Below are 21576 nucleotides of genomic sequence, written 5' to 3' on the forward strand. Positions count from 1 at the left end.
GGGGGGCGGAGGGGGCCTCCGCCCTACGGCATGTTGCGCGTCTGATCAGGTATCGCGTTGACCCGAGTGATGGAGGGGGCGCTGCCCCCGCCCTTGCGGGCCCCCCGAGGTAATTTGGCCAAGATGAAGGGTGGGGCCCGGGTCGGTCGCACCCGTGAGATCCTGGCGCCACTCGGTTTTCCGACCGGTCAGCTCCGGCCTTCGCGCAGCCAGGCGCCGACGATCATCGCGGCGGCGAGGATCAGCACCAGCCATGGCGGCATCAGCGGGGTCTGGCGGATGTCGAGCGTCTCGAAAGCGTCGCGCGGGGTCAGGCCGATCCAGCCGCGGCCGGCGGCGGGGCGGCCCTGGCGAACGTTGCGCACGGTGGGCACGCCATCTTGGAGCCGCAGGATGCCGCCGCGCAACGAGTCGACGGCCGGTTCGAGCGCCGCGCCGCTGGCGATGGTCTGGACGAATTCCCGTGGGGCGGCGGGGCCGAGGCCGACGACCGCTTCCAGATCGTCTTCCTGCAGGCGGTAGAGCCCGATCTCGGGCCCGTCGTAGATGCCTTCGAAGCGGCCCGGGCTGACCTCTTCGAGCGGAACCGTCACCGTCTGGCCGTCCGGGCCGGTGACCTCGACGTCGCCCACGTCGTCGGTCAGCGAACGGCGGATGATGCGCATGGTCTGCCCGGTGGGTTCGGCCCAGAGCGCTTCTTCCTCAAGCTCCGGCTCCTTCATCATCCAGTGGGCCAGCCGCCGCAGCAGTTCGAGCTGCGGGCCGCCGCCTTCGTATCCGCGGTTCCACAGCCAGGCATGGTCCGACGCCAGAAGCGCCACGCGGCCTTCGCCGACGCGGTCGAGCACGAGGAGCGGCTTTTCGTCGACGCCCTGCATGACGACCTCGCCGGACATCGGTTCGACCTCCACCTGGCGCAGCCAGCGGCCCCAGGTGTCTGCCCCGGTCAGGCCTGCCGTGACGGGGTGGCGCTGGCCAAGCTCCGTGACAGCGGGGCGATAGCCCTGTTCGATGACCCGCGCCGTGGGTTCGGCGGGCAGGATGTCGGCCAGCGGCGAGCGGTAGATCGAATCCGCCGACGCGAAATCGGGACCGGCGGCAATCAGCACCGCGCCACCCTTCTCGACGTAGTTGCGGACGTTGTCGAGGTAGATGGCGGGCAGGATGCCGCGCCGCTTGTAGCGGTCGAAGATGATGAGGTCGAAATCGTCGATCTTCTCGAGGAAGAGTTCGCGCGTCGGGAAGGCGATCAGCGAAAGTTCGGACACCGGCACGCCGTCCTGCTTTTCCGGCGGACGCAGGATGGTGAAGTGCACGAGGTCGACGGAGCTGTCGGACTTCAGCAGGTTGCGCCAGGTCCGGCCCCCGGCGTGGGGTTCGCCCGACACCAGCAGCACGCGCAGGCGGTCGCGGACGCCGTTGATCTGCACCAGCGCGCGGTTGTTGCGGTCGGTCAGCTCACCCTCTGCTTCGGGCACGATGAACTCGATCACGTTCAGCCCGCCGTGGGGCAGGGTGATCGGCAGCGCGTGGTCCTCGCCGATGGCGACGCGGAAGGTCTGCGGTTCGGACCCGTCGATGGAGATCTGAAGGTCGGTCGTGGCGTCGCCGGGCGCGGCGCCCTCGTCCTCGATCCTGAGCGTCAGCTCGACTTCCTCGCCGAGGATGGCGAAGGCCGGGGCGTTCTTGACGATCAGGCGGCGGTCCCAGTCGTCCTCCCGCCCGGTCAGCAGCAGGTGCATCGGCGCGGGCAGGTCCGGCAGGCGTTCGAGATCGTGCAGCCGCCCGTCCGAAAGCAGAACCACACCGGCGACCCGGCCGCGCGGCTCCTCCGCCAAGGCCTGCGACAGCGCGGTCATCAGTTGCGTGCCGGCGTCGCCCTCGCCGTCGGGGACGGGGATGCGCCGGACTTCGGTGTTGGGGCGGGCGAGAAGCTGGGCTTCCATCGTGTCGGCGGCGTCGGAGGTCACGCCCGCGCGCTCTGCCAGCCGTTGCGAGGCGGTTTCGTCCACCAGCATCAGCACGATGTCCGACAGCGGCGCGCGGTCCTCCATTTGCCACGACGGCTGCGCCAGCGCGGCGACCAGGACCAGACCGGCGAGGAAGCGCAGGGGCCAGCCCTTCAGCCCGCGCCAAAGCGCCAGCACCACACCGGCCAGCGCCAGCGCCGCCAGCGCATAGATCACACCCCACGGAAGGAGCGGGTCAAAGACGATCTGTCCTGCGTTCATTGGCCCAGCCTGTCCAGCAACGCAGGCACGTGCACCTGGTCGCTTTTGTAGTTGCCTGTCAGAACGTGCATCACGAGGTTCACTCCGAACCGGTAGGCGATCTCGCGCTGGCGTTCGCCGGTAAAGCCGCGGCCGATGGGCACCAGCGGCATGCCGGTCTCATCCATCGCCCAGGCCGACGCCCAGTCGTTGCCGCCGATCACAACCGGGGTCACGTTGTCGTTGAGGTCGCGGAACGGCATCCCCTCGATCAACTGCGCGTCGGGCGGTGCCGCCTCGACCCAGATGCCGCGGCCCTGGTAGCGACCGGGAAAGTCGTTCAGCAGGTAGAACGTTCGGGTCAGCACGTGGTCCTGAGGGATCGGTTCCAGCGGTGGGATGTCCAGCGGCGCCGCCAGTTGCTGCAGCTTGCGTCCCTCCGGCGTGCCCGCGCCAAAGCCCGCCACGTCGGCGTCGCGCGTGTCGAACAGGATCATCCCGCCGGAGCGCAGGTAGGTGTTCAGCTTGGCGTAGGCCTCGGCCGAGGGGGTCGGCTGATCGGGGGTGATCGGCCAGTACAGCAGCGGGTAGAACGCCAGTTCGTCGGTTTCGAGGTTCACGCCAATGGGTTCCGCCGGTTCGACGGAGGTGCGGAAGTAGAGGGTGTCGGACAGTCCGCGCAGCCCGGCATGGGCGACCTGGTCAAGCCGGTCGTCGCCGGTCAGGACATGGGCCAGCACCACTTCGGCGGTGGCGGCGATCGCCAGCGCGTCGTCCTCCGACGTGGGCTGTTCGACCACCTCCTGTGCGTGGCCGGGCATGGGCATTCCCCCCAGCATCGCCAGCACGAGGCCTGCCGCCACCGCGCCGCGTAGCCGTCCGGACAGCGCGAGCGAGGCGATCACGTCGACCAGCAGAATCAGGATGGAGGCGGCCAGCAGCCAGCCGGCGAGGGGCGTTTCCTGCGGGCGGTTCAACCCTTCGACGGAGATATCGTCCGGCCATGCGGCGGGCCGCAGCTCTGTCTCGGCCGTGACGACGTTCCGGGCCAAGGCGCGGTCCTCCCCTTCGTACAGGCCCGGGCGCAGATCTGGCCCGAGCGCCTCGGTCAGCAGCGCCGGTCCGTCGACGCCGGGCAGGGTGCCCGCTTCCTGCGGCGCGCCGAACGCGTCCAGCACAAGCGCAGGTTGCCAGATCGTGCCTTCCAGATCGTTAACATCCGGTTGCACCATGGCCGACGACACCGCCAGCCGTTCCAGCATCTGCACGAAGAGGCCCGACAGCGGCAGGGTCGACCATTCGGCATTGGCGGTGACATGGAACAGGATCACCTGCCCCTGACCGATGTTCTGGCGCGTCACCAGCGGGGTGCCGTCCGCAAGCTGGGCGATCACGCGGTCGGCCAGCGTCGGGTCCGGTTGCGCCATCACCTGGCTTTCGATGGTCACGTCGTCGGGGATGTCGAGGCCGAAGAACGGGCTGTCCTCGGTGAAGGGCGCCAGCGTCTTGGGTTCCCCCCAGCTCATGGCGCCACCGACGCTGCGGCCCCCGGCGCGCAGGCGCACCGGCATCAGCGGGTCTTCGGTGTCGCGGGACACATCCGACGCCGCCATGCGCGGCCCGGCAAAGCGCAGCAGCGTGCCGCCGCTGTCCACCCACTCCAGCACATCCGCCGCCTCTTTGCCGGTCAGCCGGGCGATGTCGGCAAGGACGATCACGTCCGGGTTCGCGGGCAGGACCGTGCCAAGATCCGTCTCCAGCAGGTCCGCCGTGGGTTCGAGCGCCTTGCGCAGGTAATGCAGCGGGTCGAGCAGTTGCAGCCCCTCGCGGTCCTCGCGGGCGGAAATCAGCGCGACCTCGCGCCGCCGCAGGCTGTCGTCGGGCAGGGTCACGGCCCCGGCGCTGTCTGCCCCCGCCACCTCGAATCGTTCGATCCGGGCGCGCAGTTCGGAGGGCAGCGAAAGCTCCGTCTCCACCGCCAGCGCGCCACTTTCGAAGGTGACGGGCTGGCGCATCAGCACCGCCGGGTTGCCCGCCGGGTCCTTGCCGTGGCCTTCCAGCACGACCTCCGCCTCCGGCCCCTCGCGCAGGCGACGCAGGGTAAAGACGAGGTGGCCGTCTTCCAGCGTCGCCGGTTCGAGCGCCAGCAGGTTGCGCGGCGCTTCGAAGACGATAAGCGCACCGTGGCTTTCAAGCGCGTCGGCCAACGCCTCACGACCCTCCCGCTCAAGCCCATCGGACATCCAGTAGGTGTCGAAAGCGCCGTCCGGCAGCATCTCTGCCGCTTCGGTCATGCGGGCGGAGTCGGGTTCCCACGGCTCCGGCAGGATGCCCGACAGGCGGCTGCGCAGCACGTCCGCCGACAGGAACTGCGGCGCTTCGGGCGCGGTCAGGCGCATCACGGCGACGGTGCGCCCGTTGCGCCCCGCCTCTGCCAGAAGGCCCTCCAGCGCGATGGTCCGCGACCGCCAGTCGGCCGCCGAGGCCCAGCTTGCGTCCATCACCACGAGGAGCGGCCCGTTGCCCGCCGCCTGCGTCTCGTCGCGCGGGTTCAGCACGGGTCCGGCCAGGCCCACGATCACCGCGGCGACCGCCAACATCCGCAGCAGCAGCAGCCACCACGGCGTGCGGTCGGTGACCTGTTCCTCGTCCTTCAGCCCCAGCAACAGGACCACGGCGGGAAACATCCGCCGGATCGGCGCGGGTGGCACCGCGCGCAAGATGACCCAGAGGATCGGCAGCGCCAGCAGCCCGAGCAAGAGCCAAGGCGCGGTGAAGCCCAGTCCGAACAAAGTCATCCCTGGCTCCCGTCCAGCGCACGGTAGACCCACAGGAGGGCCGATTGCGCCGTGTTGTTGGTGTGATGGGTGAAGTGCTGCCAGCCGGTCAGGCGGCAGAGATGATCCAGCCGCGCCTTCCGCTCGGCCAGGCGCTCAAGGTAGCGCTCTTTCAGATCGCCGGCCTTCAGCGTTTCGTAGCGCAGCGTCTTGTTCACCGATTCGAAGATCGTGCGGCCGTTGAACGGGAATGCCTCTTCGGACGGGTCGAGGACTTGCAGAAGCACGCCGCGCACGCCGCGGTCCGCCGCCTTGGTCAAAGCGGCCTCCACCGGTGCGAGGTCGCCCAGGAAATCCGACACGAACAGCGCCTTGGCGTTCGGCAGCATCCCGCGCGATTCAGGTTCGGCGTAGTCGTCCTCGCCCTCGTCGCTAAAGTACTCGGCCAGCCGCAGCGTCTGGGCATCGCCCCGGCGCGGCGGCAGGTCCCAGCCGGTCAGACCCACACGCTCGCCGCCCCGGATCAGCAGCACGGCGGCGGCCAGCGCCACCAGCCGCGCGCGGTCGGCCTTGGTCGGCAGGTCTTTGTGGGAGGAAAACCGCAGCGAGGCGCCGGGATCGACCCACATCTGAACCGACTGGGCGATTTGCCACTCGCGTTCGCGCACGAACTGTTCGTCGCCGCGGGCCGAGCGCCGCCAGTCGATCTGCCGGAACGAATCCCCCGCGCGCAGCGGTCGGTATTGCCAGAAGTCGTCGCCCAGCCCCGCGCGCCGCCGGCCGTGATCGCCCAGAAGGACGGTCCCGGCCAGATGCTCCGCGCGGGCAAGAAGGGCCGGGAACCGGCTCGCCTCGATCTGTGCGCGGGTGCGAAGGTGGGCGACCGAACTCACGCGGCGGCCTCACGCGGGGACATCGCCCCGGCCACCTCGTCGATCAGCTTGCCAAGATCCTCGCCGCGCGCCCGCGCCGAGAAGGTCAGTGCCATCCGGTGCACCAGCACAGGCTTGGCCATGTCCAGAACGTCCTCCGGAGAGGGCGCCAGCCGCCCCTGCAACAGCGCGCGGGCGCGCACGGTCAGCATCAGCGCCTGTGCGGCACGCGGGCCCGGACCCCAGGCGACGATCTCTTTCACCCGCTCCGGCGCGGATTCGTCGTCCGGGCGGAAGGCGCGCACGAGGTCGAGGATCATCTCAACCACCGCATCGCCCACCGGCATCCGCCGCAGCAGGTGCTGCGCCATGATCAGCTCCTCGGCGGTGAACACCTGGTGCGACTGCGCCTCCTCGGTGCCGGTCGTCGCCAGCAGGATATCCTTCTCCGTCTTGCGGTCGGGATAGGCCACGTCGATCTGCACGAGGAAACGGTCAAGCTGCGCCTCGGGCAGCGGGTAGGTGCCTTCTTGTTCGATCGGGTTCTGCGTGGCGAGCACGTGGAACGGCGCCTCAAGCCCGCGCGTTTCCCCCGCGACGGTCACCTGCTTTTCCTGCATCGCCTGCAGCAGGGCCGACTGGGTACGGGGAGAGGCGCGGTTGATTTCGTCCGCCATCAGCAACTGGCAGAAGATCGGGCCTTCGATGAACTTGAAAGCGCGGGTGCCGTCGACGCCTGTTTCCAGCACCTCGGAGCCGAGGATGTCGGCGGGCATCAGGTCCGGCGTGAACTGCACGCGGTTGCCCTTCAGGCCCATGACGGTCGACAGCGTTTCCACCAGCCGCGTCTTGCCGAGGCCGGGCAGGCCGATCAGCAACGCGTGGCCGCCACACAGCATGGACGACAGCGTCAGGTCGACGACCCGCTCCTGCCCGATGAACCGTGCGGTGATGGATCTCTTGGCCTCGGCCAGTTTTTCTTCCAGCGCCTCGATGTCGGCAACCAGATCTTCGGCCTCTGCCATGGCGTCTCTCCGTTCAGGGACTATACTCTTGCTCAGAATGTATCCTCTGGCAGCTTAATGGCAAAAGCAATGAGCACACAAAATCTCGTGACTCCCTCCGCCGATGGCATCGCCGCCTCCGCCCGTGCCGCAAAAAAGGGCAAGGGTCTTCCGCCTGTCCACAAGTGGAATCCCCCGTTCTGCGGCGACCTCGACATGCGCATCGCGCGCGATGGGACCTGGTTCTACCTTGGTACGCCCATCGGCCGTTTCGAACTTGTAAGGCTTTTCTCGTCGATCCTGCGCAAGGACGGCGACGACTATTTCCTTGTGACGCCTGTCGAAAAGGTCGGGATCACCGTGGACGATGCGCCCTTCGTGGCGGTGGACTTCACCGCCGAGGGCAGCGGCGAGGCGCAGCTTCTCACGTTCCACACGCATGTCGGCGACACCGCCGTCGCGGGGCCGGACCATCCCATCCGGGTGACCCGCGACCCCGAAACCGGCGAACCTTCGCCCTATGTCCTGGTGCGCGCGAATCTCGAAGCGCTGATCGACCGGAAAAGTTTCTACCGCCTCGTGGACATTGGGACGCACCACGACGGGTGGTTCGGCCTCTGGTCTTCCGGCGAATTCTTCCGGATCATCCCCTCGGACGAACTGCCCGAAGGCTGACCCGCAGATGATTCATCCCAGACTGGCGCCCGTGATCTTCGGGCTGTTGCTCTCCGGCTTCATGTCGCTGCTCGTGTCGGGCGTGGCGACGCTGCGGGCCGTGGGCCTGCCCGCCGACTTCTTCTTCCTGTGGATGAGCGCCTGGGCCTCGTCCTGGATGATCGCCTTTCCCGCCGTCCTGCTGATCGCGCCGCGCGTGCGCCGCTTCGTGGACCGCAACACCCGGCGCTGACGACGTCCGCGCGTCAGTCGCCCAGCTTGGCGTGCACCTCGTCGAGGTCGATCTCGCCCACCGGCATCTTGTTCCCCGGGTTCTCGAAATCGTATTTGAACAGTTCGAAGTCGCGTTTATAGATCTCGTAGATCAGATGCATCGACAGGTCGTCGAAGTAATCCTCGACCGGGTGCGCCCGCTTCGGGCCGTGGCCTTCGCTTTCGTTGAAGCGCGGGATGTTGTTCAGGTCGATGGCGTGCGGGGTGTCGATGTGGTTCAGCACCTCCTGCATCCCGTCGTTGAACGCCTCCGTCCAGAAGATCTTGTTGTATCGTCCGCCGTTGACGATGAAGGTCGAGACATGGCCAGACACCGCCGACCAGTGGATGTCCGGCTCCATCGGGCGGCGCCAGCGGATGGTGTCGCGGGCGAACAGCAGAAACCGGCGGAAGCTGCGGATCTGGTCGAAGTCTTCCTTGCCGTCTTCGCCGCCGACCTCGATCCCGTATTTCTGGATCAGCAACGGCACGAGGTTGCCGCGGTAGCGTTTCCCGTTGCGCTGGATGCCGCAGATCTTGTCGAAGAAGGACGACAGGATGCGGGTGTAGGGGTTGCGCACGCAGGTAAAGGCGTAGGACGTGCGCGTCTTCACGTTCGCCTTGATCTTCGGCTGGCTGTCCGCGATGGCCCATTTGTGCATCCCCGACGTGGCATCGTGGATGTCGCCGTCGAAGAATTCGCCGTGATCGGAATAATACATGATCTGGCCGATGGTCGAACAGGCGCACTTCGGCACCACGCGGTACACAACGCTCTCGCTCTCGGTCATCCAGGTGCCTGGAAAGCCCATGCCTCTTGCCTCGGTCCGTCTGTCGTTTTCTTCTGCGGACTGTCTAACCCGCTTTCAAAATTCAAAGAAAGCAGGTTTATTCAGCGTCCGTTCACATCTATCAACATAAACAATCGGGCAAAACTAGGGCAGACCGTTTACTGAATGGCGAAAATTGCCTTCATACTCCTGTGCCACAAGGAGCCGGACGCGATCATCCGCCAGGCGCAAAGCCTGACTGCGGCGGGCGACTACATGTCGATCCATTTCGACGCCCGCGCCAGGCCCGAAGACTATGCCAAGATCCGCGCCGCGCTGCGTGACAATCCCAACGTCACCTTCGCGGGCAAGCGGTTGAAATGCGGCTGGGGCGAATGGTCCCTGGTCGCTGCCACGCTGCAGGCGGTGGACGCGGCGGTCGAAGCCTTCCCGCGTGCCACGCATTTCTACATGCTCTCGGGCGACTGCATGGCGATCAAGTCGGCGGAATACGCCCACGACTTCCTCGACCGGCACGACAAGGACTTCATCGAGAGCTTCGACTACTTCAATTCCGACTGGATCAAGACCGGCTGGAAGGAAGAGCGGCTGGTCTACCGCCACTGGTTCAACGAACGCACGCAGAAGAAACGCTTCTACGCGATGTTCAACCTTCAGCAGCGCCTTGGCCTGACGCGCCCGATTCCTGCCGACATCGACGTGATGATCGGCTCGCAATGGTGGTGTCTGCGGCGGCGCACCATCGAATGGATCCTCGACTTCGCAAAGAAACGGCGCGACGTGATGCGCTTCTTCTCGACCACGTGGATTCCGGACGAGACGTTCTTTCAGACCCTCGTTCGCCACCTCGTCCCCGACAAGGAGATCGAGAGCCGCACGCTCACCTTCCTGATGTTCACGGAGTACGGGATGCCGGTGGTCTTCTACAACGACCACTACGATCTGCTGCTGAGCCAGGACTTTCTCTTCGCCCGCAAGATCAGTCCGGAGGCGCTGGAGCTGAAGCGCCGGCTGGGCGTGCTCTTCTCCTCGGAAGGGGTGACATTCCAGATCTCGAACGAGGGCCGCTCGCTCTTCAACTTCCTGTCCGGCAAGGGTCGCATCGGCCGCCGTTTCGCGCCGCGCTTCTGGGAAACGGAAAGCTCGCTGGGGCGTGAGCGCGAACTGCTGATCGTCGTGTGCAAGAAATGGCACGTGGCAAAGCGGCTGGTCGAACGTATCCGCAAGATGACCAACGTCCCCTGCGTCGAGTACCTGTTCAACGAGGAAAGCTGCCCGTTGCCCGATCTCGGCGGCATCCAGTCGACGATGGGCAAGCGCCACCGCCACCGCCGCGCGCTGATGCGGATGCTGTTCGACTACTACGACACCGACCGCCTGCTGGTCTGCATGGACCCCGCCAACCTCGACCTGCTGGAGGACTTCGGCCGCGACCGGTCCACGACCCGCTTCCTTGAGGTGGAGTGCCAGTTTTCGGACGATTACCTGATCGGCCACGCGATGCGCGTCGGCCTCGCCGGTGCCCGCACCCCGCGCGAGACGATCGAGCGGCTCCTGCCCACCGTGCGCAACGACATGATCCACGAAAGCGACCGCATCCGGGACGCGGAGTTCGAGTATCTCAACCACATGCGCGAGATCGACCCGATGGAGGTCAGCGCCCGCGCCGTGGCCGAATTCCTGACCGTGCCAGAAAGCGTGGCGCAGGACATCGTGCGGCACGACCACCTCTTCGCCGACTGAACGGGCGATCCGGACCGTCAGGCGGCAACCGGCGCCGACCTCCGTGATACCTGACTTGCCGGAAGACCCTTGCGCCGCCAAGCTTTGGGCGGTTCCCCGTTCTCATTTCCAGATTGTTAAGGAGTATTTGACCCCAGACAGGGAGATTGGAATTGAAAACCCTTCTCATGATCGCAACGCTTTGCGCGGCCCTCGCAACGTCCGGACACGCGCAAAGCCTGCCCGTCGCGGATGTGGCCGGATCCTCGGACAGCGATATCGTCGGCCGCCTGCCCGGAGCCGTCATCGTCAGCCACCTGACAACGCCGCTGAACCAGGCGGAATACCCCAATAGCGAACTCATGAAACGCGACGGCAGGACCGGCAACAACGTCTATGTCGTGTCTCCCGACGATTCGCTGGTGGCCGAGGGCGCCCGCACGCGCAACGTCTATCTTCTGGCGCCCGATGTCTCGCCCTTCGCGGCGGTGCGCGCCTACGAGGACGACTTCGCCGGGCAGGGGATGGATCTTGTCTATTCCTGCAAGTCCGACGCTTGTGGCGGGCTGAACAACCGGGCCGGCGGCATCGGCGGCAACTGGATGAGCCTCGCCTACTACCTCTGGCCGGACGACCGCATCCCCGACGCCTCCGGCACGCCGCCGCGCCCCGGACCGCAGACCCGGGCCGGTCTCCCGGGCGACTGCCGCGCTCATGCACGGTGCCGGTCCGGAACCTGCGAAGTGTCCCCATCTTGCACCGGCCCGTGTTTTCCGCCTTCATGGCGGCAAACCGAATACCGCAGGATGACGCCCATGGCCTACAGCTACGACGACCAGAATATCTTCGCCAAGATCCTTCGCGGCGAGATCCCGAACGACACGGTGCTGGAGACCGAGCATTCGCTCGCTTTCCGCGACATCCGCCCGCAGGCACCGCTGCACATCCTCGTCATTCCGAAAGGGGCCTACGTCACCTTCGACCACTTCGCGCAGAACGCCTCCGACGCCGAGATCGCCGATTACGTGCGCACCGTCGGCAAGGTCTGCGAGATGGAGGGGGTCGAGGCCGACGGCTGGCGGCTGATCTCCAACGCCGGCGAAAACGCCGTGCAGGAGGTGCCGCACCTGCACGTCCACATCCTTGGCGGGCGCGCGCTGGGCCGGATGCTCGAACCTGCCGGCTGAGGCATGAGACGGCGCGGACGGCTCCTTCTTGTGCCGCCCGCGCTGGTGGGGCTGTACCTTCTGGCGGCAGTGGCCGGGGCGCTCTGGCCCAATGGCCGGACGGGCGGCGGCGACGGGCCGGTGACCGTCTGGCTGCTCTCGGGGCCGATCCACTATGACTTCCTGCTGCCCGCAGACGCCGAAACCGTTGCAGCCTTCGGCTTTGCCGAGCGCGCGGGCGTGCCGCTGTCCGATCCTCGGGTGGACTGGATCGTCGTCGGCTGGGGCGCGCGGGCCTTTTACACCGCCACCGAAAGCTATGCCGACCTCGATGCCGCGACCATCTGGCACGCCGTCACCGGCGACGCTTCAGTGCTGCATGTCTCGGTCGCAGGGGCCTTGGACGACGACAGCGGCGCCCGTCCCCTGCGCCTCACCCCGGCGGAGTACGACCGCCTGCGCGCCGCGATTCTCCATTACGCCCCGGCGCCCGATCCCGTACCCGACGCCGGATTCGGACCATATGACCTGTTTTTCACCGCAACGGGCCGGTTTCACCTGTTCAGAACCTGCAACGTCTGGGTCGCGGAGGTGCTGGAGCGGGCCGGCATTCGCTTCGGGCTGTGGACGCCCACGCCCTTTGCCGTCACGCTGTCCCTGTCCCGTTTCCAGGTTGATTGATCCGGCAACACCGGTGATCCTGCATCAACCACGCGCTGCGGCGCCATCTTGCCCCCGCGCCGGTGTTCGACCATAACGCCCAAAGCCATCTGCCATCGACCAAGAGGGATCGCCATGACCACGCAAGCCCCCGAAACACGCATCGTTCAGGCCTACCGCGTCCCCTGTGACGGCGGTGGCGCAGCGCTGGGTCATCCCCGGGTCTGGCTGCAGATCCCGGAAGACAAGGGCTATGTCGAATGCCCCTATTGCGATGCGAAGCTTGTGCACAAGGACTTCGAAGGCAAGGTCTGAGCGGGCGCTCCCCTCGCCCTGACGCACTCCGGAGTGACATATTTGAGCAAGCTCATCGTTTCCCTGACGACGATTCCGTCGCGCGTCCCTTACCTGTCCGGCACGGTCAACAGCCTGCTGGCGCAGAACACCCGGCCCGACGCAATCGAGATCAACGTCCCCCGGACCTATCGCCGACCCGAATTCGGGACGCTCGATCCCGCGGGCCTGCCGGACGGGCTGGACGTCCATGTGATCGAGTCTGACTATGGCCCGGCGACCAAGATCCTGCCGACGGTCGAACGTTACCGGGATCAGGACGCGCTGCTTGTCTATTGCGACGACGATTACACCTACGACCCCGACTGGCTGACACGCCTCACGGAAACCTCGGCCAGGCATCCCGACGCGGTGATCGCCGACCGCTGGCGCTCCACCCTCAAGTGGGAAAGCCTTGAACGCTGGAAGGGCAAGGGCTCTGCCTACAAGATGCGTCGCGCGCTGTCCCTCGGGCAGTGGCGCCCGCTGCGTGCCGGCGGCTACGTGCCCGACATTGCCGAAGGCATGGGCGGTGTGCTGATCAAGCCGCGTTTCGTCGACGAGACCGCTTTCGACATTCCCGACGTGCTCTGGACGGTCGACGATGTCTGGCTGTCGGGCATCTACCTCAAGAACGGCCACCCCATCGTGCCCACCGGTGTCGACTGGCGCGAGATCGAGAACAGCGCCGTGGTCGACGGCACCGCGGTGCGCAACATCGACGCCTTGTGCGACTACGAATTCGGCGGGTTCAACCGCATGGCGGCGAACCTCGAATGTGTCAGCTACATGCGCGACCGGTTCGGCGTTTTCAGCGGCGGGCGCTCGCTGCGCTGGCAGGACAGGTTCTTCGGCATCTCCTGACGGGGCGATGACCCCGCGAAGGGCTGGCACGCGCCCGCGCAACGTGGCAAACCCCTCCGGAGATCCAGAGGAGGCGACAACATGGCGGAAACTTTCGGCAAGGGCTGCCATCTGCACCTGATCGACGGATCGGCTTACATCTTCCGCGCCTTCCACGCGCTGCCGCCGCTGACCCGCAAGTCCGACGGGCTACCCATCGGTGCCGTGTCGGGTTTCTGCAACATGCTGCACCGCTACGTTGAGGACAACACCGGCCCCGACGCGCCGACCCACGTCGCCGTCGTCTTCGACAAGGGCAGCCACACCTTCCGCAACGATCTCTACCACGACTACAAGGCCAACCGGGAGGCCATGCCGGAAGAGCTGCGTCCGCAGATCCCCCTGACCCGCGAGTCGACCGAAGCCTTCAACATCGCCTGCAAGGAGATCGAGGGTTTCGAGGCAGACGACATCATGGCGACGCTGGCCTGCATGGCGCGCGAGGCCGGCGGGCGGGTGACGATCCTGTCCTCGGACAAGGACCTCATGCAGCTTGTCGGCGACGGTGTCGAAATGCTCGACCCGATGAAGAACAAGCGCATCGACCGCGAAGGCGTGATGGAGAAATTCGGCGTCGGTCCGGAACGCGTCGTGGACGTGCAGGCGCTGGCGGGCGACAGCGTCGACAACGTGCCCGGCGCCCCCGGCATCGGCATCAAGACCGCCGCGCTCCTGATCAACGAGTTCGGCTCCCTCGAAGAGCTTCTGGACCGCGCGGGCGAGATCAAGCAGCCCAAGCGCCGCGAGACCCTGATCGAGAAGCGCGCCCAGATCGAACTGTCCAAGAAGCTGGTGCAGCTCGACTGCGGCATGGATCTGCCCTTCACCCTCGACGATCTTGAGGTGAAGGAACCCGATCCCGACACACTGCTCGCCTTCCTGACGAAGATGGAGTTCCGCACGCTGACGAAGCGGATCGCCGAGAACGCCGGGGTGGAGGCGCCCGCCATCCCCGAACCCGAACAGCAGGAAACGCCGGACGCCGCGCCGGACTGGCCTGCCATCGACCCCGCCGCCTACGAATGCGTGCAGGACATGGCGGCGCTCGACCGCTGGATCGCCCGCGCCATGGACCTCGGCACCGTCGCCGTCGATACGGAGACCACGGGCCTCAACGAAATGCTCTGCGACCTAGTCGGCATCTCGCTTGCGGTCGCCCCGGGCGAAGCCTGCTACATCCCGCTTGCCCACCTGGCCGAGGACGGCGGCGAGGGGCTTTTCGCCTCCGACGCCAAGGCCGAGGGCCAGATCCCGATGCAGCAGGCGCTCGATGCGCTGAAGCCTCTGCTCGAAGACGCGTCGGTCATGAAGATCGGCCAGAACATGAAATACGATGCCAAGATCTTCTCCCGCTACGGGATCGAGATCGCGCCGATCGACGACACCATGCTGATGTCCTACGCGCTGCATGGCGGCGAACACCAGCACGGCATGGACACGCTGTCGGAACGCTACCTTGCCCACACGCCGATCCCGATCAAGGACCTGCTGGGCACCGGCAAAAGCCAGATCACCTTCGACCGGGTGCCGCTGGACAAGGCGACGGGCTATGCCGCCGAGGATGCGGACATCACCCTGCGCCTCGCGCTGACCTTCAAGCCGCAGCTGCACCGCGCGCATGTCACCCGTGTCTACGAGACGCTGGAACGTCCGCTGGTGCCCGTACTGAAGGCGATGGAAATGCGGGGCATCAAGGTGGACCGCGCCACCCTGTCGCGCATGTCCGGCAAGTTCGCGCAGAAGATGGCCGAGCTAGAGGAAGAGATCCACGCGCTTGCGGGTGAGAAGTTCAATGTCGGCTCCCCCGCGCAGCTTGGCGACATCCTGTTCGAGAAGATGAGCCTGCCGGGCGGAAAGCGCGGCAAGAACGGCAAGTACAGCACCCCTGCGGATGTGCTCGAAGACCTTGCGACCGAACACGATCTGCCGGGCCGCGTGCTCGACTGGCGGCAACTGTCAAAGCTCAAGTCGACCTATACCGACGCGCTTCAGGAGCACATCAACCCCGATACGGGCCGTGTGCACACGTCGTATTCCATCGCCGGAGCGAACACCGGGCGGCTGGCGTCGAATGATCCGAACCTGCAGAACATCCCCGTGCGCAGCGAGGAAGGCCGCCGCATCCGCGAGGCCTTTGTCGCGCCGGAAGGGCACACGCTGGTCTCGCTCGACTACAGCCAGATCGAGTTGCGCATCCTTGCCCACATGGCCGACATCGACGCGCTGAAGCAGGCCTTCCGCGACGGTCTGGACATTCACGCCATGACCGCGAGCGAGATGTTCAACGTGCCGCTGGACGAGATGACCCCGGACATCCGCCGTCAGGCCAAGGCGATCAACTTCGGTGTGATCTACGGCATTTCGGGCTTCGGCCTTGCCCGCAACCTGCGCATCCCGCGCGCCGAGGCGCAGGGCTTCATCGACCGCTATTTCGAGCGCTTCCCGGGCATCAAGCAGTACATGGACGACACTGTGAAATTCGCCAACGAACACAAGCGGGTCGAAACAATGTTCGGCCGTGTCATCCACACGCCGGAAATCGGCGCCAAGGGGCCGCGTGCCGGTTTCGCCAAGCGCGCCGCGATCAACGCGCCGATTCAGGGCACCGCCGCCGACATCATCCGACGGGCCATGGTCCGGATGCCCGACGCCATCGCGAAGCTCCCGGCGAAGATGTTGTTGCAGGTGCACGACGAACTGATCTTCGAGGTCGAGGACGGCGCCGCCGGCGACCTGATCGACGTAGCGCGCGAGGTGATGCAGAACGCCTGCGATCCGGTGGTGAAACTGGACGTGCCGCTGGTGGTCGATGCGGGGCAGGGGGCGAACTGGGCCGAGGCGCACTGACATGGGCGATTTCGACCGCTCTCCCGACGGGCTGGTCTTTTCACCCGCCGTGCAGGACATGCAGCGCCGCCTCGGCTCGCGCGGGATGTTCGAACAGGCGGAATGGCCGATCGACATCTCTGCCGACCTGGAGACGTTCATCGCCCGGCAACGCAGTTTCTTCCTCGCCTCCGCCAGTGCGGACGGCCAGCCCTACGTCCAGCACCGCGGCGGCGCGCCCGGCTTCCTCAGGGTGCTCGACAGCCGCACGCTGGGCATGGCCGACCTGCGCGGCAACCGGCAGTACGTCACGCTCGGCAACCTGTCGGAAAACCCCAGGGTCGAATTGTTCCTGATCGACTACATGCACCGCCAGCGCGTGAAGATCTGGGGCAACGCCCGTGTCACCGACGATCCGGCCACCGTCGCCCGCCTTCGCCCCGAAGGCGCCCGCGCCGACCGCGCCCTGCTGATCGACGTCGCGGCCTGGGACGTGAACTGCCCGCAGCACATCCCCCAGCGGTTCGAGGCAGAGGACGTCGCCGCCAACATCGCCAGACGCGACAACCGCATCGCCGAACTGGAGGCCGAGGTGCAGGCCCTTCGCGCGCGCCTGAGCGGGTCCTGAAACTCAGTCCAGCCGCCCCTTCGGCGCCTGGATCAGCCCGTGCCCGCAATCCAGAATGGTCTGCCCGGGCACCAGCCCGTTCCGCGTCGACGTGCCGATCAGCTTGGCCGCAAGGCTCTGCGCCGTGACAGTCTCGCCCTCGCCGCGCATCTGTTCCACCCACAGCGCGGCCACCCCCGCCGCATGGGCCGCCGCCATCGAACTGCCGTTCAGCGACCTCAACCCCCCGCCCAGGCTGGCCGAGATGATGCCCACCCCCGGCGCCACCAGCGCGGGCCCGGCGTTGGAAAAGACGGCGGGCTCCATCCCCTCGGGTCCCGGCCCGCAGGCGCCCACGGCCAGTACGTGCCGGGCCGCCGCGGGCGCCGCCGGGCCGGTCTCGAAATCCGGAGAGATCACCCGCAGGCTGTCGTTGCCGATGGCCCCCAGCATGAGCGGCCCCTTCGCGGCGCAGATCATCTGCATCACCAGTTCGAAGATCCGCAGGTTGCCGCGATAGGCGTTCACCGCCGCCGTGTTGGCCTGCACCCGTGGATAGCCGTCGGCGGTCAGCGCCTCCACCTGCGCGGCGATGTCGAAACTCAGCGCAAAGACCGCGATGTCCACATCTGCCCCGGCGGCCCAGAGCACCGCCTGCATGAACCAGTCCGACCGGCCCATGCCGCTGTCCGCCAACGTCTTGGCGACGAACAGATCCTCGATCCCGCGTGCCACCCCGATCCGGGTGCCGCCCAGATCCCGTCCGAGGATCGTGCCCGCCATATGCGTGCCGTGGCCGTTCGCATCCCCCACGCCGGTGCCGACGAAATCCCTGGTGGTCAACCGCACCCCGGCAAAGGCGGGATGCTTGCGGTCGAGCCCGGTGTCCAACAGCGCCAGCCGCACGCCGCGCCCGGTGGCATTGGTCCAGTCCGCGCCCACCGCGCGCAAGCCCCAGCCCGGCACCGCGTCCTCCGCCCTCAGGTCGTCCAGCGGCTCGGGGTTGACGATCCGGGTCGGCATCACCGGAGCCACGGTCAGGCAGCTCCGGTCGCGCATCAGGTCGCGCAGCCCGGCGGGGTCGAGGTCGACGGATTCGATCTGCGGATCGGATGCGGCCTCCGGAAACCGCGGCGCCACCGGGGCGCTCAGCGGCACGGCCGGCCGGCGCCAATTGTCGGCCCTGTCGCGCAGCACGATGAATCTGGACATCAAATCCCCGGGGCAAAATCTCTGTCCCAAGGCTACATCCGCGCGCCATCCACAGGAACGATGTCCGCGTGAATGGCGCGTTAAAAATGATGCCGAATGGCGTCACACCTGCGTGGAACAGGCCCGCCACTCTGCGCCAGGCACCGGCCCGTCACGCCCCGCCTCGCGCGGCAGCCTCAGACCAGGCCCTTCTGGCGGAACAGCCCTATGACGTTGGCCTCGGGGCGCGGCCCCATGTGTCCGATCACCTCGCGCGCCGCGACCGTGCCCATGCGGCCCGCAGTGGCCATGTCGCGTCCGGTCGCCAAACCGTAAAGGAAACCCGCCGCGAACTGGTCGCCCGCCCCGGTGGCATCCACCGGCACGATCTTCTCCACCGGGACATCCGTGCGCGTGCCGTCCTGCAGCACCGACACGCCGTCGCCGGACCGGGTGCAGACCACCAGCGGGCAGATCGCACCCACCGCCTGCAGGTCGGCCTCCAGGTTCTCGTTGCCGTAAAGTGACCGGATCTCCGCCTCGTTGCCGATGACGAAATCCATCTCGTGCTCGATCAGCCGAAGGAAATCCGCGCGGTGCCGTTCCACGCAGAACGGGTCCGAAATCGCGATGCCGACCTTGCCGCCCGCCGCGCGGCAGGACCGCGCCGCCTTCAGGAAGGCCTCCTTCCCCTTGTCCTTGTCGAAGAGATAGCCTTCGAGGAACAGGATCTCCGCCTCCGCGGCAACCGCCTCGGACACATCCTCCGGCGCCAGTTCGGCCGAGATCCCGAGGTAGGTGTTCATCGACCTTTCGCCGTCCGGCGAAACGAAGATCATCGACCGGGACGTCGGCAGCTCGCCGCCCGCCACCGGCGGGTTGACGAAGTCTGTGCCGTCGTCGGCCATGGCATCGGCATAGAACCGGCCCAGCGCATCGTCTCGGACCCGTCCGATGAACCCGGTCCGCAGCCCCATGGCCCCGATCCCGGCCAGCGTGTTGGCGACCGACCCGCCGGGCGCCTCCACCCGCTCCTTCATCGCGCCGTAAAGGTGTTCCGCGCGCTCGCGCTCCACCAGTTGCATGATGCCTTTCTGGATGCCCATCAGGTCGAGGAACCTGTCGCTCTCCCGGGTCAGAACGTCGACGATCGCGTTGCCGATCCCGACAACCTGGTACTTCTTCATGAGGTCTTGCTCCTGCAGGATGGTATCCGCGTGTCCGGGCCGTGCACGGAACGGGCGGCACGCAGCGCGCGCGCCGTCCCGGATGGGGGCCGGGCGGTTCCCGGCACCAGGGGCCGCCCGGAGGGCGGGGTCAGGCAAAGGCTCATGCGGTCTTTTCCTCGAAGGGACAGAGATCCTTTATGAGACATGCCTTGCATTTCGGTTTACGCGCCACGCAGATGTAGCGCCCGTGCAGGATCAGCCAGTGATGCGCGTGCTGCTGGAAATCCACCGGCACGTTGTCCTCGATGGCCCGCTCCACGGCGACGACATCCTTGCCGGGGCAGATCCCCGTCCGGTTGCCGACCCGGAAGATATGCGTGTCCACCGCCTGCGCCGGGTAATGCCACCACATGTTCAGCACGACATTGGCCGTCTTCCGCCCCACCCCGGGCAGCGATTCCAGCGCCGCCCGCGAACATGGCACCTCGCCGCCGTACTGATCGACCAGGATGCGCGACAGCTTGATGACGTTCTTCGCCTTGTTGCGGAACAGACCGATCGTCTTGATGTGGTCGATCAGCCCCTCTTCGCCAAGCGCCAGCATCTTCTCGGGTGTGTCCGCCACGGCGAACAGCCCCGCCGTCGCCTTGTTCACGCCCGCATCCGTCGCCTGCGCCGACAGCGCCACGGCGACCACCAGCGTATAGGCGTTCACGTGGTTCAACTCGCCCTTCGGCTCGGCCTCCGCCGCCCGAAAGCGCGAGAACACCTCGCGCAAAGTGTGATAATCCATCTGCCTGGCCATGAAACCGTCATGCCCGCTCATGCGCCGGCCCGCAAGCACCGCGCCAGCCCGCCGCCCTTCATCTTGGCAAAAATACCTCGGGGGAGCCGAAGGCGGGGGCAGCGCCCCCTCCACCCCCGGCCTTAAGCGCAAGAAACGGGCTGCGCAGCCCCGGCCCGCCACGCTATCCTCCCCGCAAAGGAGCCAGAGCCATGCCCAGGGACGACACCGACAGCTACCACTACCACGTCATGGCCCGCGCCATCGAAGCCGTGGACCGCCTCGGCCCGAAGGCCACGCTCGACCAGCTCGCGGCCGAGATGCGCATGTCCCCGGCGCATTTCCAGCGGCTCTTCAGCCAATGGGCGGGCGTCTCGCCGAAGCGCCTGCAGCAGTACTTCACCCTCGGTCACGCCAAGGCACTTCTGCAGGACCGCTTCACCACGCTGGAAACCGCGCTCGCCACCGGCCTCTCCGGCGGTGGCCGCCTGCACGACCTCTTCCTCCGGTGGGAGGCGATGAGCCCCGGCGACTTTGCACGCGGCGGGCAGGGGCTCACGATCTACTGGGGCTGGTTCGAAAGCCCCTTCGGCCCGGCGCTCGTCATGGGCACCGACAAGGGCATCTGCGGCATCGCCTTCTCGGCGGAAACCACCGAAGAGCACGCCATGCAGGACCTCACCGGACGCTGGCCCAAAGCCACCTACGTCGAGGACCCCATGCGCCTGCGCCCCTGGGCGACCGCCGCCTTCGGCCAGCAGGCGGAGGGGCCGGTGCCGCTCTTCCTCATCGGCGCGCCCTTCCAGATCAAGGTCTGGGAAGCGCTCATGCGCATCCCCTCCGGCCACGTCACCACTTATTCGGAAATCGCCGAGGCCATCGGCCATCCGAAGGCCGTGCGCGCCGTAGGCACCGCCGTGGGCCGCAACCCGATCAGCTTCCTGATCCCGTGCCACCGCGCGCTGCGCAAGTCCGGCGGGCTGGGCGGCTACCACTGGGGTATCCCGGTGAAACGCGCGCTGCTCGCCTGGGAATCCGCGCGGCTCGAAGCCTGACCGGCCCCAGCAGGCGCCCCCTTGCGGCCCCGGCCAGCGCCCCTAAACTCCGCCCCACCCGCAGGAGGAGCGCCATGCCAGACGACCTGATCGCCGCCATCCAGCAGCAGGAGCGCGCCCTCGTGCTCCCCGCCTTCGACGAGGACACGGCCTTTGCCATCGGCTGCGCGCTGCGCGACCGCGCGCGGGCCATCGCCGCCCCCGTCTCGATCGAGATCCGCGCCACCTCCCGCCGCTTCTTCTTTGCCACGCTCCCCGGTGCGACGCCCAACAACGAGGAATGGGGCCGCCGCAAGGGCAACACCGTGCTCCGGACGTGGAAATCCTCCATGCGGGTCGGGCTGGAACTGAAACGCTCCGGGCGTGTGCAGTGGCCCGACGCGGGCCTCGCCTACGAAGATTTCGTCGACCACGGCGGCGGCTTCCCGGTCACGGTCGGGGGCATGGGCGTGGTGGCTGCCATCGCCGTCTCCGGCCTGCCCTCCATCGAGGATCACCAGCTTGCCGCCGCGACCCTCGCCGCCCACCTTGGCATCGCGGAAATCCCGCTGCCACAACCTGACTGACCCGGCAGGCCGT

Annotated in this window: 19 protein-coding genes; 11 read left to right on the forward strand and 8 right to left on the reverse strand. The window is 67.1% G+C overall.

All coding sequences use genetic code 11. The features are described 5' to 3' along the window. Positions 1–188: 188 nt before the first annotated feature. From ABFK29_RS02675 to ABFK29_RS02690, 4 genes are read right to left on the reverse strand one after another with little or no spacing between them, the layout of a single operon-like run. A complete protein-coding gene (locus ABFK29_RS02675; RefSeq protein WP_005862734.1) occupies positions 189–2231 on the reverse strand; it encodes a glutamine amidotransferase in 2043 nt (680 codons plus the stop codon). Then, positions 2228–5008: a DUF4159 domain-containing protein gene (locus ABFK29_RS02680; RefSeq protein WP_005862736.1), complete on the reverse strand. Its 2781-nt coding sequence runs from the start codon at positions 5006–5008 to the stop codon at positions 2228–2230. Before ABFK29_RS02680 ends, ABFK29_RS02675 begins: the two co-directional genes overlap by 4 nt. After that, positions 5005–5880 (reverse strand): DUF58 domain-containing protein, encoded by an 876-nt coding sequence (locus tag ABFK29_RS02685; RefSeq protein WP_005862738.1) that lies wholly within the window; start codon positions 5878–5880, stop codon positions 5005–5007. Before ABFK29_RS02685 ends, ABFK29_RS02680 begins: the two co-directional genes overlap by 4 nt. Next, positions 5877–6884: an AAA family ATPase gene (locus ABFK29_RS02690; RefSeq protein ID WP_005862740.1), complete on the reverse strand. Its 1008-nt coding sequence runs from the start codon at positions 6882–6884 to the stop codon at positions 5877–5879. Before ABFK29_RS02690 ends, ABFK29_RS02685 begins: the two co-directional genes overlap by 4 nt. A gap of 69 nt (positions 6885–6953) precedes the next feature. Here ABFK29_RS02690 and ABFK29_RS02695 point away from each other — a divergent pair, with 69 nt between their 5' ends. Beyond that, positions 6954–7538, forward strand: a complete 585-nt coding sequence (locus tag ABFK29_RS02695) for a DUF1285 domain-containing protein (protein ID WP_005862742.1) — start codon at positions 6954–6956, stop codon at positions 7536–7538. A gap of 7 nt (positions 7539–7545) precedes the next feature. Next, positions 7546–7770, forward strand: a complete 225-nt coding sequence (locus ABFK29_RS02700) for a DUF2798 domain-containing protein (RefSeq protein ID WP_005862744.1) — start codon at positions 7546–7548, stop codon at positions 7768–7770. A gap of 13 nt (positions 7771–7783) precedes the next feature. On the opposite strand, the gene ABFK29_RS02705 is transcribed toward ABFK29_RS02700, so the two are convergent. Beyond that, positions 7784–8602, reverse strand: coding sequence for a sulfotransferase family protein (locus ABFK29_RS02705; RefSeq protein ID WP_040605041.1), 819 nt, complete (start codon positions 8600–8602; stop codon positions 7784–7786). Between the two features lie 144 nt (positions 8603–8746). On the opposite strand from ABFK29_RS02705, the gene ABFK29_RS02710 reads away from it, so the two are divergent. The 7 genes from ABFK29_RS02710 to ABFK29_RS02740 all read left to right on the forward strand — a co-directional run bounded on the left by ABFK29_RS02710 (position 8747) and on the right by ABFK29_RS02740 (position 16819). Continuing rightward, positions 8747–10324, forward strand: a complete 1578-nt coding sequence (locus ABFK29_RS02710; RefSeq protein WP_005862748.1) for a DUF5928 domain-containing protein — start codon at positions 8747–8749, stop codon at positions 10322–10324. 794 nt (positions 10325–11118) lie between these two features. After that, positions 11119–11490 carry a histidine triad nucleotide-binding protein gene (locus ABFK29_RS02715; RefSeq protein ID WP_040605055.1) on the forward strand — a complete coding sequence of 124 codons (372 nt, stop codon included), beginning with the start codon at positions 11119–11121 and terminating at the stop codon, positions 11488–11490. Between the two features lie 3 nt (positions 11491–11493). Continuing rightward, positions 11494–12150, forward strand: coding sequence for a TIGR02117 family protein (locus tag ABFK29_RS02720; RefSeq protein ID WP_005862752.1), 657 nt, complete (start codon positions 11494–11496; stop codon positions 12148–12150). 114 nt (positions 12151–12264) lie between these two features. Then, positions 12265–12444: a zinc-finger domain-containing protein gene (locus tag ABFK29_RS02725; RefSeq protein WP_005862754.1), complete on the forward strand. Its 180-nt coding sequence runs from the start codon at positions 12265–12267 to the stop codon at positions 12442–12444. Between the two features lie 42 nt (positions 12445–12486). Beyond that, complete coding sequence (locus ABFK29_RS02730; protein ID WP_005862755.1) at positions 12487–13326, forward strand: hypothetical protein; 840 nt, start codon at positions 12487–12489, stop codon at positions 13324–13326. Positions 13327–13407: 81 nt separating this feature from the next. Beyond that, positions 13408–16212 carry a DNA polymerase I gene (gene polA, locus ABFK29_RS02735; protein WP_005862757.1) on the forward strand — a complete coding sequence of 935 codons (2805 nt, stop codon included), beginning with the start codon at positions 13408–13410 and terminating at the stop codon, positions 16210–16212. A 1-nt stretch (position 16213) separates the two neighbouring features. Next, positions 16214–16819 carry a pyridoxamine 5'-phosphate oxidase family protein gene (locus ABFK29_RS02740; protein ID WP_005862759.1) on the forward strand — a complete coding sequence of 202 codons (606 nt, stop codon included), beginning with the start codon at positions 16214–16216 and terminating at the stop codon, positions 16817–16819. Positions 16820–16822: 3 nt separating this feature from the next. Here the strand turns inward: ABFK29_RS02740 and ABFK29_RS02745 are convergent, their stop codons facing one another. The 3 genes from ABFK29_RS02745 to nth form a co-directional block, all read right to left on the reverse strand. Further along, the gene (locus tag ABFK29_RS02745) at positions 16823–18010 is read right to left on the reverse strand and encodes a S8 family serine peptidase (protein WP_005862760.1); all 1188 of its coding nucleotides are present in this window, start codon (positions 18008–18010) and stop codon (positions 16823–16825) included. 176 nt (positions 18011–18186) lie between these two features. Further along, positions 18187–19176, reverse strand: coding sequence for an adenosine kinase (locus ABFK29_RS02750; protein WP_005862762.1), 990 nt, complete (start codon positions 19174–19176; stop codon positions 18187–18189). A gap of 142 nt (positions 19177–19318) precedes the next feature. Beyond that, positions 19319–19963, reverse strand: a complete 645-nt coding sequence (nth, locus tag ABFK29_RS02755) for an endonuclease III (protein WP_040605058.1) — start codon at positions 19961–19963, stop codon at positions 19319–19321. Positions 19964–20154: 191 nt separating this feature from the next. On the opposite strand from nth, the gene ABFK29_RS02760 reads away from it, so the two are divergent. Continuing rightward, a complete protein-coding gene (locus ABFK29_RS02760; RefSeq protein WP_005863894.1) occupies positions 20155–20997 on the forward strand; it encodes a methylated-DNA--[protein]-cysteine S-methyltransferase in 843 nt (280 codons plus the stop codon). 74 nt (positions 20998–21071) lie between these two features. Next, entirely contained in the window at positions 21072–21563 is a 492-nt protein-coding gene (locus tag ABFK29_RS02765; protein ID WP_005863896.1) for a heme-degrading domain-containing protein, read from the forward strand. Positions 21564–21576: the final 13 nt, after the last annotated feature.

The sequence above is a fragment of the Sagittula stellata E-37 genome (assembly GCF_039724765.1).
Lineage (GTDB): Bacteria > Pseudomonadota > Alphaproteobacteria > Rhodobacterales > Rhodobacteraceae > Sagittula > Sagittula stellata.

Bases quoted from the DNA above. Each gene is read 5' to 3' on its own strand.
- ABFK29_RS02675 (WP_005862734.1), bottom strand. From the start codon at position 2,231: ATGAACGCAGGACAGATCGTCTTTGACCCGCTCCTTCCGTGGGGTGTG.
- ABFK29_RS02680 (WP_005862736.1), bottom strand. From the start codon at position 5,008: ATGACTTTGTTCGGACTGGGCTTCACCGCGCCTTGGCTCTTGCTCGGG.
- ABFK29_RS02690 (WP_005862740.1), bottom strand. From the start codon at position 6,884: ATGGCAGAGGCCGAAGATCTGGTTGCCGACATCGAGGCGCTGGAAGAA.
- ABFK29_RS02695 (WP_005862742.1), top strand. From the start codon at position 6,954: ATGAGCACACAAAATCTCGTGACTCCCTCCGCCGATGGCATCGCCGCC.
- ABFK29_RS02700 (WP_005862744.1), top strand. From the start codon at position 7,546: ATGATTCATCCCAGACTGGCGCCCGTGATCTTCGGGCTGTTGCTCTCC.
- ABFK29_RS02705 (WP_040605041.1), bottom strand. From the start codon at position 8,602: ATGGGCTTTCCAGGCACCTGGATGACCGAGAGCGAGAGCGTTGTGTAC.
- ABFK29_RS02710 (WP_005862748.1), top strand. From the start codon at position 8,747: ATGGCGAAAATTGCCTTCATACTCCTGTGCCACAAGGAGCCGGACGCG.
- ABFK29_RS02715 (WP_040605055.1), top strand. From the start codon at position 11,119: ATGGCCTACAGCTACGACGACCAGAATATCTTCGCCAAGATCCTTCGC.
- ABFK29_RS02720 (WP_005862752.1), top strand. From the start codon at position 11,494: ATGAGACGGCGCGGACGGCTCCTTCTTGTGCCGCCCGCGCTGGTGGGG.
- ABFK29_RS02725 (WP_005862754.1), top strand. From the start codon at position 12,265: ATGACCACGCAAGCCCCCGAAACACGCATCGTTCAGGCCTACCGCGTC.
- polA (WP_005862757.1), top strand. From the start codon at position 13,408: ATGGCGGAAACTTTCGGCAAGGGCTGCCATCTGCACCTGATCGACGGA.
- ABFK29_RS02740 (WP_005862759.1), top strand. From the start codon at position 16,214: ATGGGCGATTTCGACCGCTCTCCCGACGGGCTGGTCTTTTCACCCGCC.
- ABFK29_RS02745 (WP_005862760.1), bottom strand. From the start codon at position 18,010: ATGTCCAGATTCATCGTGCTGCGCGACAGGGCCGACAATTGGCGCCGG.
- ABFK29_RS02750 (WP_005862762.1), bottom strand. From the start codon at position 19,176: ATGAAGAAGTACCAGGTTGTCGGGATCGGCAACGCGATCGTCGACGTT.
- nth (WP_040605058.1), bottom strand. From the start codon at position 19,963: ATGGCCAGGCAGATGGATTATCACACTTTGCGCGAGGTGTTCTCGCGC.
- ABFK29_RS02760 (WP_005863894.1), top strand. From the start codon at position 20,155: ATGCCCAGGGACGACACCGACAGCTACCACTACCACGTCATGGCCCGC.
- ABFK29_RS02765 (WP_005863896.1), top strand. From the start codon at position 21,072: ATGCCAGACGACCTGATCGCCGCCATCCAGCAGCAGGAGCGCGCCCTC.